A 14835-nucleotide genomic window follows, 5' to 3' on the forward strand; every position below is an offset into this window, starting at 1 on the left:
TGCGCGGAGCGGAGCGTGGGCGAGAAGCGAGTTCTTCTGATCGTCGGAGGCGGTGTGGCCGCCTATAAGGCGCTGCTGCTGGTGCGACTTCTGCGCAAAGCAGGCGTGGCCGTCCGCCCGATCCTGACCAAGGCGGGAGCCGAGTTTGTTACGCCGCTGTCCCTAGCCGCGCTGGCCGAGGACAAGGTCTATCAAGACCTCTTCTCGCTGACCGACGAGCACGAGATGGGCCATATCGAATTGTCGCGGTCCGCCGATCTTGTCGTGGTCGCGCCGGCGACCGCCGACCTGATCGCCAAGGCCGCTCAGGGCCTGTCCGGAGACCTGGCCTCCACAACACTGCTCGCCACCGACAAGCCCGTCCTGATGGCGCCGGCCATGAACGTGCGCATGTGGCTCCATCCGGCCACGCAGCGCAACGTCGCCACGCTGAAGGCGGACGGCGTGGCCTTCGTGGATCCCGAGGAGGGCGCCATGGCCTGCGGTGAGTTTGGTCCCGGTCGCCTGGCTGAACCCGAGACTATCTTCGCGGCGGTCATGGCCGCGTTGGCGGGCCCGGCGGCCCGACCGCTAGACGGCAAGCGCGCGCTCGTCACCGCCGGCCCGACGTTCGAGCCGATCGACCCGGTCCGCGGCATCACCAACCGATCCAGCGGCAAGCAGGGCTTCGCGATCGCCGAGGCCCTGGCCAGGCTCGGCGCGCAAGTCACCTTGGTGGCCGGACCCGTCGCGCTGCCTACCCCTCCGGGGGTCCGTCGGGTCGATGTGGAGACCGCCCGGCAGATGCTCGCCGCCAGTCAGGCCGCGCTACCGGCCGATGTCGGCGTGTTCGTGGCGGCGGTCGCCGACTGGCGCGTCGACGAAGCGTTTGGCAGCAAACTGAAAAAGGAAAAGGGCGGTCCGCCGGCCCTGACTTTCGTCGAGAACCCCGACATCCTGGCCACTCTGTCGGCGACCGGCCCGCAACGTCCGCGCCTCGTCATTGGCTTCGCGGCCGAGACCGACCATGTCGAGGAACACGCCCGCGCCAAGCTCGCCCGCAAGGGCTGCGACTGGATCATCGCCAACGACGTCACTGAACCTGGCGTGATGGGCGGCGGCGAGAACGCGGTACTGCTGGTCACGAAGTCGGGGACCGAACGCTGGGACCGCGACGCGAAGGATCGGGTGGCGGCCCAGATCGCTCAACGCATCGCCGAAGCCCTGGCCTGACGCCCAAACTCTCGGCGCTGGCCGCGCGGGCGGCAAATCAGCTACAGCGTGACCCACCGTTCGAGGAGTTTCCGCATGTCCGCCAATCCCGCTGGCCTCGCGATCCGTTTCAAGCGCTGGGGCGACAATTCCGATCTGCCTGTTCCCGCCTACGCAACGGCGGGGGCGGCCGGCTTCGATCTGCGGGCGGCGGTTCCGGCGGATGAACCCATTGTTCTCCGGCCCGGCGCCCGCTGCATGGCCCCCACAGGCTTCTCGGTCGCGATCCCGGACGGCTACGAGATGCAGGTGCGGCCTCGATCGGGTTTGGCGCTCAAGAACGGGGTGACGGTCGTCAACGCGCCGGGCACCGTGGACAGCGACTATCGCGGCCAGATTTGCGTACTGCTGATCAATCTGGGCGAAGAGGACTTCACCATTCGCCGCGGTGATCGCATCGCGCAGGGCGTCATCGCCGCTGCGCCGCAATGGCCTGTGGTCGAGGTCGAGGACCTCGACGCCACCGAGCGGGGCGTGGGCGGCTTTGGTTCGACCGGCGTCTAATTGACGATCGGGCGCATGGCCCGCAGGCCGAGCATCAGGTAGCCGCCAAAGCCGACGGCGAACGCCGCAGCGGCCGTCCAAAGAATCGGGCGGATCATATCCAGAGGCGTCTGGCCAGGATGGGACTGGGACTTCACGGCAACCTCCTGCGGCCAAATGGGCGGACCGGCGAAACACACCGGAGGAGATACGCGCTCCTGAACCCTTGGTTGCGTGGGGAGCGGCTTTTACTGTGTCGTGATTCCGACGCAAGCGGAAATTGCGGCTTGGTGTCGCAGTCAAACCCCACCCAGCCCAGCGCTTGCAAGGCAAGTACGCGATTTTGAGGGCGGCTTTGTTGATTTTTGGACGACCGCGTCCATTTATCGCTTGAAGCGCGCGCCCGACCCTTCTATCCGGCGCGCTTGTTGTCTTTTGACAAGGGTTGCGCATGGCGGCGTCCGAGAAGAAGAAGCTGGTTCCCCTGATCCTGGGCGGCGTGACTCTGGTCGCGGTTCTGGCCGGTGGAACCCTGTGGTTCCTCGACAAGCAGCACTTTGAAAGCACGGACAACGCCTTCGTGCAGGCCGACACCGTGCAGGTCAGCCCGCAGGTGTCAGGTTATGTCGCCGAGGTCCTTGTCGCCGACAATCAGCGCGTCGAGCCCGGCCAGGTGCTAGCCAAGATCGATCCGTCGACCTTCCAGGCTCGAGTTGATCAGGCGATCGCCAACGCCGCGGCGGCAGACGCCGCCGTGCGCGCGATCGACGACAAGAACAGCCTCGAGCAGGCGGTCATCGCCCAGAGGGCGGCGGGCGTGACCAGCGCCCAGGCCGACGCGAGCCGCGCCAAGGCCGACTACGACCGCTACAACGCCTTGGCCGGCCAAGGCTGGGTGTCGCAGCAGAAGGTCCAGACCACCAAGGCCGCCGCCACCCAATCCGCCGCCGGAGTCGCGAGCGCCCAAGCCGCCCTGGAAGCCGAAAAGCGCGCCGCCCAATCGCTCGGCTCGGCCAAGGCCCAGGCCGTAGCCCAGGCGGCCGCCGCGCACGCCGCCGTTGAGCAGGCCAAGCTGGACCTCGAGCGCACCGTGATCCGCGCGCCTGTCGGCGGCGTAGTCGGCGCGCGCTCGGTCCGTCCGGGTCAACTGGTCCAGCCGGGCGTGGCCCTGATGTCGGTCGTGCCACTGGGCCAGGCCTATATCGTGGCCAACTTCAAGGAGACCCAGGTCGCGCGCCTTCGCGTGGGTCAGCCCGTCGAGATCAAGGCCGACGCCTTCGGAAAGCAAAAGATCGTCGGCAAGGTCGACAGCTTCGCCCCCGCCACCGGTCAGGAGTTCGCCCTGATCCCGGTCGAGAACGCCGTGGGCAACTTCACCAAGATCACCCAGCGCCTGCCTGTTAAGATCGCGGTCGACCGCAGTCAGCTGGGCGCGGCCCTGCGCCCCGGCCTTTCGGTCGAGATCAAGGTCGACGTTCGCGACCGCTCGGGCCCCTCGTTCGCGGAAGCCGCTCAGGTCACCCCGCAGATGGCCCGCCAGGGCGCGGCCCGCTAGCCGGCTCGCCCAGCTATGGCCGACGCCGCCCTCCCCGCCGACTCCCTCGGCAAGACCGAGTCATCGCCTCCCGGGCCGGCGACGCCCGGAGCCGCCGCACCAGTCGATTGGACCAAGCTCTTTTTGGGCTTCGGCGCGATGGTCATCGGCCAGTTCATGGCCATCCTGGACATCCAGATCGTGGCGGCGTCCCTGCCGCAGATCCAGGCCGGCGTCGGCGCCAGCACGGATCAGGTCAGCTGGATCCAGACCGCCTATCTGATCCCCGAGGTCGTGATGATCCCCCTGTCGGGGTACCTGTCGCGGCTGTGGGGAACGCAGCGCCTATACCTGGCCTCCTGCACCGGTTTCATCGTCATGAGCGTCCTGACGGGCCTTTCCACGTCGATCGACATGATGATCCTGACACGGGCGCTGCAGGGCTTCATCGGCGGGGCGATGATCCCGACAGTGTTCGCCGTGGCCTTCACGGCCTTCCCGCCAGAGCGGCGGGTGACGGCCAGCGTCATCATGGGCCTGATCGTCACCCTGGCGCCCACCGTCGGCCCCACCCTGGGCGGTCACCTCACCGAGTGGCTCAGCTGGCGCTGGCTGTTCTTCATCAACGTGCCGACAGGCCTGCTCGTGCTGTTCGGCGTGGCGCGCTGGGGCGATTTCGACAAGGGTGACCCAAGCCTGGCCAAGGGCTTCGACTGGTTCGGCCTGGCGGTCATGGCCGTCTTCCTGATGAGCATGCAGTACGTGCTGGAGGAAGGCGCCAAGGAGGATTGGTTCTCCGACAGCCTGATCCTGTGGCTGACCGTCGTCGCGGTGCTGGGCGGGGTCGTGTTCGTGTGGCGGCAGATGACCTATCGCAACCCGATCGTCGAGCTGCGCGCCTTCGCCAATCGCAACTTCACCGTCGGCGTTCTGATGACGGCCGTGTCGGGGGCCAGCCTGTTTGGCGGCACTTTCCTGCTGCCGCAGTTTCTCGGGCGCGTGCGGCACTATTCAGCGTCGGAGGTCGGCACGACCATGGTCATCTCGGGCCTGTCGATGTTCCTGACCGGTCCGATCGCCGGACGGTTGGTGCGCAAGACAGACCCTCGTATCCCGATGTGCGTCGGCTTCCTGCTGGCCGGCTTCGGCATGTACATGGCTCACGGGGTCACCAAGGACTGGGGCTTCTGGGAATTCGCCAGTGTGCAGGCGTGCCGGGGCGTAGGCGTGATGATCGCGATGATCGCCACCCAGCAGATCACGATGAGCACCCTGCCCCCCCAGATGGTCAAGAACGCCTCGGGCCTGGTGAACCTGGCGCGCAACACTGGCGGCGCGGTCGGCCTGGCCTTGCTGGCGACCTCCATCACCCAGCAGACGGCGCTCTACTACGACGACATGACGTCGAAGGTGACCCAGGGCAGCGCGGCCGCCGGGATGATGGCCGGCCTGACCGAGCGGATGATGCAACTGGGCGTCGCCGATCCGGCCGGCGCGGCGCGCAAGGCGGTAAGCGGCATGATGCAGCAGCAGGCGACCGTCTTGGCGTTCGGCGACAGCTTCACCCTGCTCGCGATTGGCTGCTTCATCGCCGCCGCCGTTTCGCTGCTGGCCGCGCCGGTGAAAAACGCGCCGCCCCCGCCGTCGGACGCTCACTGATGCCGCGCGTTCCCGGACAGATCGACGTCGTCAAGAGCGAGGCCATCCTGGACGCCGCCGTCGAGGTGATCGGTGAGCGCGGTCTGGCCGCGCCAATGGCGGCGATCGCGCGCCATGCCGGCGTCTCCAAACAGACCGTCTATAATCACTACGGCTCGAAAGCCGAATTGATGCGGGCGTTGATGCAGCGCCGGGTCGAGAGCATTACAGCATCGTTGCGAGAGCCGGGCGCGGCGGACAATCCTACCGAAGCGCTCGAGGCCTACGCCCGCTCGGTGCTGGAGACAGTGATCACCACGAAGAGCTATTCGATGATGCGGGTGATTATTCTTGGCTCGGGCGAAATGCCCGATATCGCGCAGGAAGTCTTCGAGGCCGGCCCGCTGAACGCCCGTCGTCAGCTGGCCGCCTTCTTGGAAACCGAGACCCGGCTCGGTCGCATGAAGGTCGAGGATTTCGACCAGGCCGCCGAATTCTTTTCCGGCATGGTCATGGGCCACAGCCAACTGCGGTCGCTCCTGCGTCTGCCCTCCGACAAGACCCAGGAACAGTTCGGCCGCCTCGCGCGGGAGGCGGCCGAAAGGTTCATGCGGGCTTACGCGCCGTAGACCCGGCGTAGACGTCAGGCCTCTTCAGGGTCGGGCATGCCCATCATGTGGAAGCCCGCGTCGACGTGGACGACCTCGCCCGTGGTCGACTTGCCAAGGTCGGACGCCAGCCACAGGGCGCAGCCGGCGACGCCTTCCATCGAGGTGTCTTCCTTCATCGCGCTGAACGCGCGGCCCTGGGCGATCATGCCGCGGCCGCCGGCGATGCCCGCCAAAGCCAGGGTGCGCATGGCGCCGGCCGAGATGGCGTTGCAGCGGATGCCCTTGGGGCCCAGGTCGCGCGCGATGTAGCGGGTCGAAGCCTCAAGCGCGGCCTTGGCCACGCCCATGGTGTTGTAGTTCGGGATGGTCCGCTCCGAACCCAGATAGGTCATGGTGATCAGCGAACCGCCATTCGGCATCAGCTTGGAAGCACGCTTGGCGACGTCGACGAAGCTGAAGGCCGAGATGTTCATGGCCAGCAGGAAGCCCTCGCGGGTCGTATTGTCGACGAAAGAGCCCTTCAGCTCGTTTTTGTTGGCGAAGGCCACCGAGTGGACGACGAAGTCGATCGTGCCGAAGACTTCCTCGATCTTGGCGAAGGCGGCGTCCATCGAGGCGTCGTCGGTGACATCGGCGGGGATCATGGTCTTGACGCCGATGCTCTCGGCCAGCGGGCGCACGCGGCGCTCAAGTTCCTCGCCCTGATAGGTGAAGGCCATCTCGGCGCCCTGGGCGGCTAGCTGGCTGGCGATGCCCCAGGCGATAGAGTTGTGGTTGGCCACGCCCATGACGAGGCCCTTCTTGCCCCGCATCAGCTCGCCCTTGGGGAACGCGTAATCGTCGGCCATGTGTCGGGCCCTCTTTCGCAAATCGTTGACCGCTGGTTAGCAGGCGCGGTGGCCCTGCGGAACCCTTTCAGCGTCGGACCAGCGTGGCGTAGGCGCTCTCCAGCGAGCGGGCGAAGGCGACGGGATCAAACAGGCTCGAACGCCGAACGGCCTCGGCGACGCGAGGCTTCAGGCTCTCGTCAGCCGTAAAGGCAAGCGCTTTGGCGACGTAGTCGGCCTTGGAACTCGCGATCAGGTCGGTCATGCCGATGGCGGTGAGCAGGCTGGCGCCGACCCGGCTGGCGAAGCTCTTCCCCGGCAAGGTCAACACAGGAACCCCCATCCGCAGGGCGTCGCTGGCGGTTGTGTGGGCCCCGTAGGGCCAGGTGTCGAGCATCAGGTCGGCCAAGGCGTGACGCGCCAGATGCGCGTCGTGAGGCGCGGGATCGGCGAAGATCAGACGCTCCGGCGCGACACCGGCCTTGCTCGTCTCGGCGCGAAGATTATCGGCTGCGCCCGGCGCCCCCGCGTAGAGCCAGAGGACGCTCTCGGGGGCACCGCGGAGGATCTCCATCCAGGTCGTGAACACCTCTGGTGTGATCTTCGCCGGATTGTTGAAGCAGCAGAACACCTGCGTCCCCTCCGGCAGACCCGCCTGGACGCGGCTGGGCGGTGGTATGGCCGGGGCCAGCGCGTCGTTGGGCTGGTAGTGCGGCAGGCGGACCACCGTTTCAGACCAATGGACCTCGGCATCCGGTGGGATCGTAACAGAGTCCGCCAGAACCACATCGGCGTGCGCGCCCAGGGTGCCGGGATAGCCAAGCCAGCTGACCTGAACGGGCGCCGTGCGATGGGCCAGGATCCCAGGTCGTCCGTCTTGAGTGTAGCCCTTGAGATCTACAGCGATATCAAGTCCTTGTTCGCGACACTTCATAGCGATTTCGGCGTCGGATAATCGCCGAGCCTCGATCCAGTGTTCGCAGGCGCAGCGCAGCCTTTCCTGCATCGCCCCGCCCGTCTCGGGCCCATACGACACCGCGTAGATCTCGAACCGTGACCGGTCGTGCGCTTCCAGAACGCCCGCCAGAAGCCGAGCCGTCGCGTGTTCGTGCAGGTCGGAAGAGAGGTAGCCGACGCGGATCCGTTCTCCGGGAGGCCTCACCGGCCATACCGGCGCCGAAACGCTGGGGGGCGCCGACAGCGTCGCGCAACGGCGGTGCAGAATGGGAAGGTCGAACATGACCAGGGCGGCGAAAGGCGCGACGCCCGGTCGCCCCAGCTTCAAGTCCGCCTTGACCAGCATGTCCAGCGCCGCGTCCTCGCGCCAGTCGCAGGTTTGACGGCGCGCCCACATCAGGTCTCCGGCCAGGCGTGGATGGCTGGGGCTCAGCTCGAACAAGACCTCCAGGTCGCACGCGGCGTCGGGGGGACGGTTGAGCAGGGTCAGCAAGGCGGCGCGTTGCGCGCGATAGGACGGGTCACGCGGCGCGCCCGCTATCGCCCGATCAATCGCCGCCAAGGCTTCCGGAAATCCACCCAGCCGCTGAAGCGAAACGGCCAAGGCGCTGAACACAGGCGGATTTTGGGGGTCGACCGCCAACGCGGCGCGCGCCGCGACCACCGCCTCGTCGTGGCGCTGCAAGGTCGTCAGGGCCAGGGTTCTGGCGGACAGTAGACCCGGGCGAACGGGGTCGAGGGCCAAACCCGCGTCCAGAGCCGCCAGCGCCGCTCCGGCTGAGTCCAGCTCAAGTCGAGCCACGCCCAGCAGATGCCAGGCCTCGACAGTCGGCGTTTCGGCGACCAGCCGTTCGCATAGGGCCACCGCTTCGTGCAGTCGCCCGGCGCGATAGAGATCGAAGGCCGCGCGGGCGCTGGTCAACGCCCGCCGGCTCTAGACGCGGCTGAAGATCAGCGTGCCGTTGGTGCCGCCAAAGCCGAAGCTGTTGGACATCACCGTCTCGAGCGGCTTGTCGACGCGCTGGCGCAGGATCGGCAGGTCGGCGAACTCCGGGTCGAGCTCTTCGATGTTGGCGCTCTCGGCCGCGAAGTCGTTGTTGAGCATCAGGATCGAGTAGATCGCCTCCTGCGCGCCGGCGGCGCCCAGGCTGTGGCCGGTCAACGACTTGGTGGACGAGATCATCGGGGCCTTGTCGCCGAACACCTCGCGCACCGCGCCCATCTCCTTGCTGTCGCCCACCGGCGTAGAGGTGCCGTGGGGGTTCAGGTAGTCGATAGAGCGGTTCCCCGCCTCGGCCATGGCCAGGCGCATGCAGCGGACCGCGCCTTCGCCCGAGGGGGCGACCATGTCGTACCCGTCCGAGTTCGCGGCGTAACCCACGACTTCGCCGTAGATCTTCGCGCCGCGCGCCTTGGCGTGCTCGTACTCTTCCAGCACCACGATCCCGGCGCCGCCGGCGATCACGAAGCCGTCGCGGTTCTTGTCATAGGCGCGGCTGGCCACGGCCGGGCGGTCGTTGAAGTTGCTGCTCATGGCGCCCATGGCGTCGAACAGGTTCGACAGGCTCCAGTCCAGCTCCTCGCAGCCGCCCGCGAAGACCACGTCCTGCTTGCCCATCTGGATCTGCTCGGCGGCCGCGCCGATACAGTGGGCGCTGGTCGCGCAGGCCGAGCTGATCGAATAGTTGATCCCGCGGATCTTGAACCAGGTCGAAAGCACCGCCGAGGGGCCGGAGCTCATGGCCTTGGGCACGGCGAATGGGCCGATCCGCTTGGGGCCCTTTTCCTTGGTGATCGCCGCCGCATCGATAATGACGCGGGTGGACGGGCCGCCCGAACCAACGATCAGGCCGGTGCGTTCGTGGGAAATTTCGCCTTCCGACAGCCCGGAGTCGGCGATGGCCTGCTCCATGGCGATGTGGGCGTAGGCCGTGCCGGGCGCCAGGAAACGCGCCGCGCGGCGGTCGACCAGCGCTTCCCAGTCGATCTGGGGCGCGGCGTGGACCTGGCAGCGGAAGCCGAGCTCGGCATACTCCGACGCGGCGATCACGCCGGACTTGGCTTCGCGCAGCGAGGCCAAGACCTCATGGGCGTTGTTGCCGATGGACGAGACGATCCCCAGTCCTGTGACGACGACGCGACGCATATTCTAAATCCTCTTCTCCCCCTACGATCCGACAGGGGCCAGCTCTCTAGGGCCGGTCTCGTCTAACGGATCAAGCCATTTGTTCGGGCGTGAACAGGCCAACCTTCAGGTCACTGGTTTCGTAGATCACCTTGCCGTCGGCTTCCAGGACGCCGTCGGCGATGCCCATGACCAGCTTGCGCATGATCACACGCTTCAGGTCGATCTTGTAGACGACCTTCTTGATGTCGGGCGTGACCTGGCCCGTGAATTTCACTTCGCCGACACCCAGGGCGCGGCCGCGGCCGGGGCCACCCGACCAGCCTAGGAAGAAGCCGACAAGCTGCCACATGGCGTCCAGGCCCAGACAGCCGGGCATCACGGGATCGCCGATGAAGTGGCAGCCGAAGAACCAGAGATCGGGTTTGATATCGAACTCAGCCTCGACATAGCCCTTGCCATACTTGCCGCCCTCGGCCTCGATCCGGACGATCCGGTCGAACATCAGCATCGGCGGAGCCGGCAGTTGGGCGTTGCCGGGGCCAAACATCTCGCCGCGGCCACAAGCCAGGAGTTCTTCGAAGGTATAGGCGTTCTTCTGCATGGTGACGCCCTAGCACGATGGCGGGTCCAGTCTCAACGTTTCCCTACGCGAGCGGATCCCCCGCGCCCCTAACGCTTACGGCACTGGACCGCCGGATCCGCCCCCCAGATCTCGCCCTCGCGAGCCCAGCCCGACGACCCGTCTGCCCGCAGCCGACACCAGCCCTTTTCACACTTGTCCAGCAAAGCGACCGACCGGGCCTTCAGATAGGCGCTAACCTTGGCTCCGTCCTTGGGCGCATTGAGCAGGGGCAGATTGGTCGGTTGGACCCGCATCGCCGACCGTCGGCCGTCGGTCGTGCGCTTATGAACCCAAGCCAGCCCTCCCTCCGGATCACAAATCCGGCGCCACTCTCGAGTCTCGGCCACGACCTGCACCGGCAGACCCTTGGCGTGATAGACCCATAGAAGCTGGTGATCCTCGTCCGGACCGTTGCGGGCGTTAACCTCGGCATATTTCAGCGAGACGTAGCGCGGCACCTCCAGACCCGAGGGCGTCACCCTGGGTCCCTCGGCCGCAGCCGGACCGGCCAGCAAAGCCCCTGCCGCCGCAATTCCGACCATGACGCGCGTCAAACCCATTCGTGACAAACCTTGTTCTGTTTTTGACGGCATGTTGCTTGGCCCCCACCGGCCCCTTTGCTACAGCTTTCAAACGCCTGTCAGAGAGAGCTTTTCAAACCGCCCATGGCCGCCCGCAAGCTCAAAGTCATCGTGACCCGCAAACTCCCCGATCCGGTGGAGACGCGGATGTGCGAACTGTTCGACACCGAACTGAACGTCTCCGACAAGCCCCTGACGCAGGACGAGCTGGTCGACGCCATGAGCCGCGCCGACGTGCTCGTGCCGACGATCACCGATCGCATCGATTCGCGCCTTCTGTCGCGATCCGGTGATCGGCTCAAGCTGATCGCCAATTTTGGCGCCGGCGTGGACAATATCGACGTCGCCACCGCCAACGCCCGCGGCATCATCGTCACCAATACGCCGGGCGTGCTGACGGAAGACACTGCCGACCTGACCATGACCCTGATCATGGCCGCCTCGCGCCGGATCGTCGAAGGGGCCGAGGTGGTCAAGGCGGGCGGATTCCATGGCTGGTCGCCGACCTGGATGCTGGGCCGCCGCCTGTGGGGCAAGCGCCTGGGCATCATCGGCATGGGCCGCATCGGCCAAGCCGTCGCGCGTCGCGCCAAGGCCTTCGGCATGCAGGTCCACTACCATAACCGCAAGCCAGTCAACGCGCGGATCGCCGAGGAACTTGGCTGCACCTACTGGGAAAGCCTTGACCAGATGCTGGCCCGCATGGACTTCGTGTCGATCAACTGTCCGCACACGCCGGCCACCTATCACCTGCTCTCGGCCCGCCGGCTGAAGCTGCTGAGGTCGCACGCCGTGGTCGTCAATACCGCGCGCGGCGAAGTTATCGATGAAGGCGCGCTGGCCAACATGCTGGCCAAGGGCGAGATCGCCGGCGCGGGTCTCGATGTCTACGAGCACGAACCGGCCATCAATCCCAAGCTCCTGAAGCTGCCCAACGTCGTGCTGCTGCCGCACATGGGGTCGGCGACGGTCGAGGGCCGCATCGACATGGGCGAGAAGGTCATCGTCAATGTGAAGACCTTCATGGACGGCCATAGGCCGCCGGATCGCGTCATTCCGGCAATGCTCTGAAGCGGTGCAGCCGCGTCAGGTCGTCGCCATGTTGGCGGACATCCGGCCGAAGACATCCCGGAGGGCCCCGGCCATTTCCCGCTCGATTCCGGCCTGATCCATCGCGCGTGACATCGCGTCGAGCCATTGTCGCCCGAGCTCCGCATCAATCGGCATCGCACGGTGCAGCGACATCATGCAGACGCCGGGTCGCGCCGCGAACCAATCTCGAGGCCCGCCGAGCCAGCCGGTGATGAAACCGGCCAACGATGCTCGCATCGGGGTCAGGTCCTCGGCATGGATCGCTCGAAGACGCGCATAGGCCGGGTCGGTCTCCATCAGATCGTAAAAGGCGTTGACCATCGCCGCCACCGGCGCTGCGCCGCCGATCTGGTCGAAAGCTGTCTGCTGGACGGCGTCGGTCATCGGGAACTCCTGCGAAAGCGTCAGATGGCGGACCGACGCAGTGGAACACCTTGATCCGCCGCAACCTCAGCCGCGCATGTCGCCCGTCTCGATGAACCGCTGGTGCCAGGCGAAGGCCTCCGTCAGTAGGGTCGGCGACTGCTGGCCGTAAGACTCCCGACGGGCGCGGGTCAGATAGTCGTTCAAGGCCGGTCGATAGTCCGGGTGGGCGCAGTTTGCGATGATCACCTCGGCGCGCTGACGGGGCGACAGTCCACGCATATCGGCCAAGCCCTGCTCGGTCACCAAGACCTGGACGTCCTGGTTGATATGGTCGACGTGCGGAGCCTTCGGCACGATGGTCGAGATCTTGCCGCCCTTGGCCGTCGACGGCGCCATGAAGATCGAGACATAGGCGTTGCGGGCGAAGTCGCCGCTGCCGCCGATGCCGTTCTGGATGCGCGATCCCATCAGGTGGGTCGAGTTCACCGCCCCGTGGATATCGGCCTCGATCATGCCATTCATGGCGATGCAGCCCAGGCGCCGGATCAACTCGGGGTGATTGCTGATCTCCTGAGGCCGCAAGACCAGGCGATCCCGCAGCCGGTCCAGATCGGCGTTCAGCGCGTGCGCGGCTTCTGGACTCAGCGAAAAGGCGGTGGCCGAAGCGCTCAGCAGTTTGCCCGACTCCAGCAGCGCCAGCATTCCATCCTGCAGAACCTCGGTAAAGGCCGTCATCCGGTCGAATGGACCCTCGACCAGGCCGAACATCACGGCGTTGGCGATGTTGCCGACGCCCGATTGCAGCGGCAGCAGGTTAGCCGGCAGACGACCGCGCGCGACCTCATGACGGAAGAACTCCAGAAGGTGGCCGGCGATCGCGCGGTGATCCTCGTCAGGCGCGTCGAAGGGCAGGTTCCGGTCGGGCGAGTCCGTCTCGACCACCGCCACCACCTTGGCCGGATCGCAGCGGAAATAGGCCTCGCCGATTCGCTGATCGGGCCGGGTCAGGGGAATGGGACGCCGATCCGGCGGCAAGGCCGTGCCGTAGTAGATGTCGTGCATCCCTTCCAGGGCGGGATTCTGCCACCGGTTGACTTCGAGGATCACCTTGGAGGCGCGATCGATCCAGGTCTTGTTGTTGCCGACGGACGAGGACGGGATCAGCGATCCGTCCGGCCGGATTCCGGTGACCTCGATGACCGCCGTATCCAGCGGCCCGAGAAACCCTTGCCAGGCCATCGGCGCCACCTGCGACAGGTGCATGTCGAAATAGTCCATCTCGCCGCGATTGATCATCTCGCGGGCGATGGGGTCGGAATTGTAGGGCAGGCGGAACTCAATTCCGTTGGCCTTGGCCAGGGCGCCGTCCAGTTCCGGCCCGGTCGAGGCCCCGGTCCAGACCCGCAGCTTGAACGGATGACCGGCGGCGTGCTCGTTCTCGATCCGGCGCGCCAGCGCCAAGGGCACGGCCTTGGGATAGCCCGAACCGGTAAAACCGCTCATGCCCACGGTTTCCCCGTGGCCGATCAGCGCTGCGGCGCCCTCGGGCGACATCACCTTGGCTTTCAGCGCCGCTAGTCCGATCCGAGATTCGTTCATCGTCGCCCCACGCCCTTGGTCGATCGCATATGGCGAGGCGCGCGCGGCTATGTCAGGTCCGTATGAACCCGAAGACGATGTTATTCGACCGGATGAGCAGCAAGCCAAGCCTCCAGGTCAGCGGCCGATCGATCGGGAATCTGCTCCATCGGCACGTGGCCCACGCCCGGATAGAGGATCAGAGTCGCCCCCGGTATGGCCTTGTGAAACTTCCCGCCGTCAGCGGCGGGAATGATGCGGTCCTCCTGGCCGAACATGATCAGGGTCGGGGCATGGATCGTCGAAAGCTCGGCGACCGTGGCGTCTCGCCGCGGCCCGCTCTGGAGAGATAACAGTATGTCGCGATGACCCGGCCCCCGGGAGAGTTCAACATAGCGGTCGATCAACGCCGGGGTGACGAGGCTCTTGTCCCAATAGCCCGCGCGCAACCCCTGAGCGACCAGAGGGCGAGTGTCGATGTTCTTCAGCGCCGCGCGGCCGATCGGGTGGCGCAGCACGGTGAAGATCAGCGCACCGCCGGACTTCTCGGACGGCCATCCCGCCGCATCGACCAGAACAAGACGCTGAACCTTATCGGGATGGTCGACCGTATAGGTCCAGGCGACCGCACCGCCCATCGAGTTTCCGGCCAAGGTGAAGCGCCTCAGGCCGAGCCGCGAGGTCAGTGCGTCGACCACGGTCACAAACCCTTGGCGCCCCGCCACATAGGTCCCCGCCGTCCTCGTCAGGCCATGGCCCGGAAGATCCAGAACCACCACACGGTAGGACTTGGACAGCCGCGCCGCCCAAGCATCCCAGGCGTGGGTCGAAGCGGAATAGCCATGCACCAGCACGATCGCCGGCGCGTCTCGTGGTCCCAGATCGCGATAATGCGCCCGCACGCCGCCTGGAAGGTCCATGTAGTGGGAGTCCGGATAGCCATACTTGGCCTCAAGCGTCGCATAGGGGATGTCCGGTCTCTGCAAGAGAAACCAAGTTCCCACCCCGACAGCGATCAGCAGGCCCAGCGCGATCGCCAAACCGCGCGCCCAGGTTTTCATACAGACACTCCTGCGGACAGTCAGCGCATAGAGAACGGCGTTACGCTAGAGCCTCGCGCGTCAAAACGGAATCGTTTTGACGCGATAACGAAGCTCTAAATCAAAT

General features: G+C 66.2%; 15 protein-coding genes. 6 read left to right on the plus strand and 9 right to left on the minus strand.

What is annotated here, in order from left to right; genetic code table 11:
* The first annotated feature begins 15 nt into the window (after positions 1-15).
* Positions 16-1212, plus strand: coding sequence for a bifunctional phosphopantothenoylcysteine decarboxylase/phosphopantothenate--cysteine ligase CoaBC (coaBC, locus tag CSW63_RS22950; RefSeq protein ID WP_062094171.1), 1197 nt, complete (start codon positions 16-18; stop codon positions 1210-1212).
* Between the two features lie 75 nt (positions 1213-1287).
* Complete coding sequence (gene dut, locus CSW63_RS22955; RefSeq protein ID WP_062094172.1) at positions 1288-1755, plus strand: dUTP diphosphatase; 468 nt, start codon at positions 1288-1290, stop codon at positions 1753-1755.
* Here the strand turns inward: dut and CSW63_RS22960 are convergent.
* Positions 1752-1892 carry a hypothetical protein gene (locus tag CSW63_RS22960; RefSeq protein ID WP_127847005.1) on the minus strand — a complete coding sequence of 47 codons (141 nt, stop codon included), beginning with the start codon at positions 1890-1892 and terminating at the stop codon, positions 1752-1754. The genes dut and CSW63_RS22960 overlap by 4 nt on opposite strands.
* 287 nt (positions 1893-2179) lie before the next feature.
* Here CSW63_RS22960 and CSW63_RS22965 point away from each other — a divergent pair, with 287 nt between their 5' ends.
* The 3 genes from CSW63_RS22965 to CSW63_RS22975 are packed head-to-tail and all read left to right on the plus strand — an operon-like array spanning position 2180 to position 5535.
* On the plus strand, positions 2180-3289 hold the full coding sequence (locus CSW63_RS22965; RefSeq protein WP_099502937.1) for an HlyD family secretion protein: 1110 nt from the start codon (positions 2180-2182) through the stop codon (positions 3287-3289).
* Between the two features lie 15 nt (positions 3290-3304).
* Positions 3305-4927: a DHA2 family efflux MFS transporter permease subunit gene (locus CSW63_RS22970; protein ID WP_099502934.1), complete on the plus strand. Its 1623-nt coding sequence runs from the start codon at positions 3305-3307 to the stop codon at positions 4925-4927.
* A complete protein-coding gene (locus CSW63_RS22975) occupies positions 4927-5535 on the plus strand; it encodes a TetR/AcrR family transcriptional regulator (RefSeq protein ID WP_062094175.1) in 609 nt (202 codons plus the stop codon). Before CSW63_RS22970 ends, CSW63_RS22975 begins: the two co-directional genes overlap by 1 nt.
* A 14-nt stretch (positions 5536-5549) precedes the next feature.
* On the opposite strand, the gene CSW63_RS22980 is transcribed toward CSW63_RS22975, so the two are convergent.
* The 5 genes from CSW63_RS22980 to CSW63_RS23000 all read right to left on the minus strand — a co-directional run bounded on the left by CSW63_RS22980 (position 5550) and on the right by CSW63_RS23000 (position 10644).
* Complete coding sequence (locus tag CSW63_RS22980; RefSeq protein ID WP_082749358.1) at positions 5550-6365, minus strand: enoyl-ACP reductase; 816 nt, start codon at positions 6363-6365, stop codon at positions 5550-5552.
* Between the two features lie 67 nt (positions 6366-6432).
* Positions 6433-8223: a tetratricopeptide repeat protein gene (locus CSW63_RS22985; RefSeq protein WP_062094177.1), complete on the minus strand. Its 1791-nt coding sequence runs from the start codon at positions 8221-8223 to the stop codon at positions 6433-6435.
* Between the two features lie 12 nt (positions 8224-8235).
* A complete protein-coding gene (gene fabB / locus CSW63_RS22990) occupies positions 8236-9447 on the minus strand; it encodes a beta-ketoacyl-ACP synthase I (RefSeq protein ID WP_062094178.1) in 1212 nt (403 codons plus the stop codon).
* A gap of 70 nt (positions 9448-9517) precedes the next feature.
* Positions 9518-10030, minus strand: a complete 513-nt coding sequence (fabA, locus tag CSW63_RS22995; RefSeq protein ID WP_062094179.1) for a 3-hydroxyacyl-[acyl-carrier-protein] dehydratase FabA — start codon at positions 10028-10030, stop codon at positions 9518-9520.
* A gap of 68 nt (positions 10031-10098) precedes the next feature.
* Entirely contained in the window at positions 10099-10644 is a 546-nt protein-coding gene (locus tag CSW63_RS23000) for an SH3 domain-containing protein (RefSeq protein ID WP_062094180.1), read from the minus strand.
* 72 nt (positions 10645-10716) lie between these two features.
* On the opposite strand from CSW63_RS23000, the gene CSW63_RS23005 reads away from it, so the two are divergent.
* Entirely contained in the window at positions 10717-11703 is a 987-nt protein-coding gene (locus tag CSW63_RS23005; protein WP_062094181.1) for a D-glycerate dehydrogenase, read from the plus strand.
* Positions 11704-11718: 15 nt separating this feature from the next.
* Here CSW63_RS23005 and CSW63_RS23010 read toward each other — a convergent pair whose 3' ends face one another.
* From CSW63_RS23010 to CSW63_RS23020, 3 genes are all read right to left on the minus strand, one after another.
* Positions 11719-12108: a group II truncated hemoglobin gene (locus CSW63_RS23010; RefSeq protein ID WP_062094182.1), complete on the minus strand. Its 390-nt coding sequence runs from the start codon at positions 12106-12108 to the stop codon at positions 11719-11721.
* 66 nt (positions 12109-12174) lie between these two features.
* The gene (locus CSW63_RS23015) at positions 12175-13689 is read right to left on the minus strand and encodes an acetyl-CoA hydrolase/transferase family protein (protein ID WP_062094183.1); all 1515 of its coding nucleotides are present in this window, start codon (positions 13687-13689) and stop codon (positions 12175-12177) included.
* A gap of 80 nt (positions 13690-13769) precedes the next feature.
* Positions 13770-14729, minus strand: coding sequence for an alpha/beta fold hydrolase (locus CSW63_RS23020; RefSeq protein WP_062094184.1), 960 nt, complete (start codon positions 14727-14729; stop codon positions 13770-13772).
* Positions 14730-14835: the final 106 nt, after the last annotated feature.

The sequence above is a fragment of the Caulobacter sp. FWC26 genome (assembly GCF_002742645.2).
In the GTDB taxonomy this organism is placed as follows: domain Bacteria; phylum Pseudomonadota; class Alphaproteobacteria; order Caulobacterales; family Caulobacteraceae; genus Caulobacter.

Bases quoted from the DNA above. Each gene is read 5' to 3' on its own strand.
- dut (WP_062094172.1), top strand. From the start codon at position 1,288: ATGTCCGCCAATCCCGCTGGCCTCGCGATCCGTTTCAAGCGCTGGGGC.
- CSW63_RS22970 (WP_099502934.1), top strand. From the start codon at position 3,305: ATGGCCGACGCCGCCCTCCCCGCCGACTCCCTCGGCAAGACCGAGTCA.
- CSW63_RS22975 (WP_062094175.1), top strand. From the start codon at position 4,927: ATGCCGCGCGTTCCCGGACAGATCGACGTCGTCAAGAGCGAGGCCATC.
- CSW63_RS22980 (WP_082749358.1), bottom strand. From the start codon at position 6,365: ATGGCCGACGATTACGCGTTCCCCAAGGGCGAGCTGATGCGGGGCAAG.
- fabB (WP_062094178.1), bottom strand. From the start codon at position 9,447: ATGCGTCGCGTCGTCGTCACAGGACTGGGGATCGTCTCGTCCATCGGC.
- fabA (WP_062094179.1), bottom strand. From the start codon at position 10,030: ATGCAGAAGAACGCCTATACCTTCGAAGAACTCCTGGCTTGTGGCCGC.
- CSW63_RS23000 (WP_062094180.1), bottom strand. From the start codon at position 10,644: ATGCCGTCAAAAACAGAACAAGGTTTGTCACGAATGGGTTTGACGCGC.
- CSW63_RS23005 (WP_062094181.1), top strand. From the start codon at position 10,717: ATGGCCGCCCGCAAGCTCAAAGTCATCGTGACCCGCAAACTCCCCGAT.
- CSW63_RS23010 (WP_062094182.1), bottom strand. From the start codon at position 12,108: ATGACCGACGCCGTCCAGCAGACAGCTTTCGACCAGATCGGCGGCGCA.
- CSW63_RS23015 (WP_062094183.1), bottom strand. From the start codon at position 13,689: ATGAACGAATCTCGGATCGGACTAGCGGCGCTGAAAGCCAAGGTGATG.
- CSW63_RS23020 (WP_062094184.1), bottom strand. From the start codon at position 14,729: ATGAAAACCTGGGCGCGCGGTTTGGCGATCGCGCTGGGCCTGCTGATC.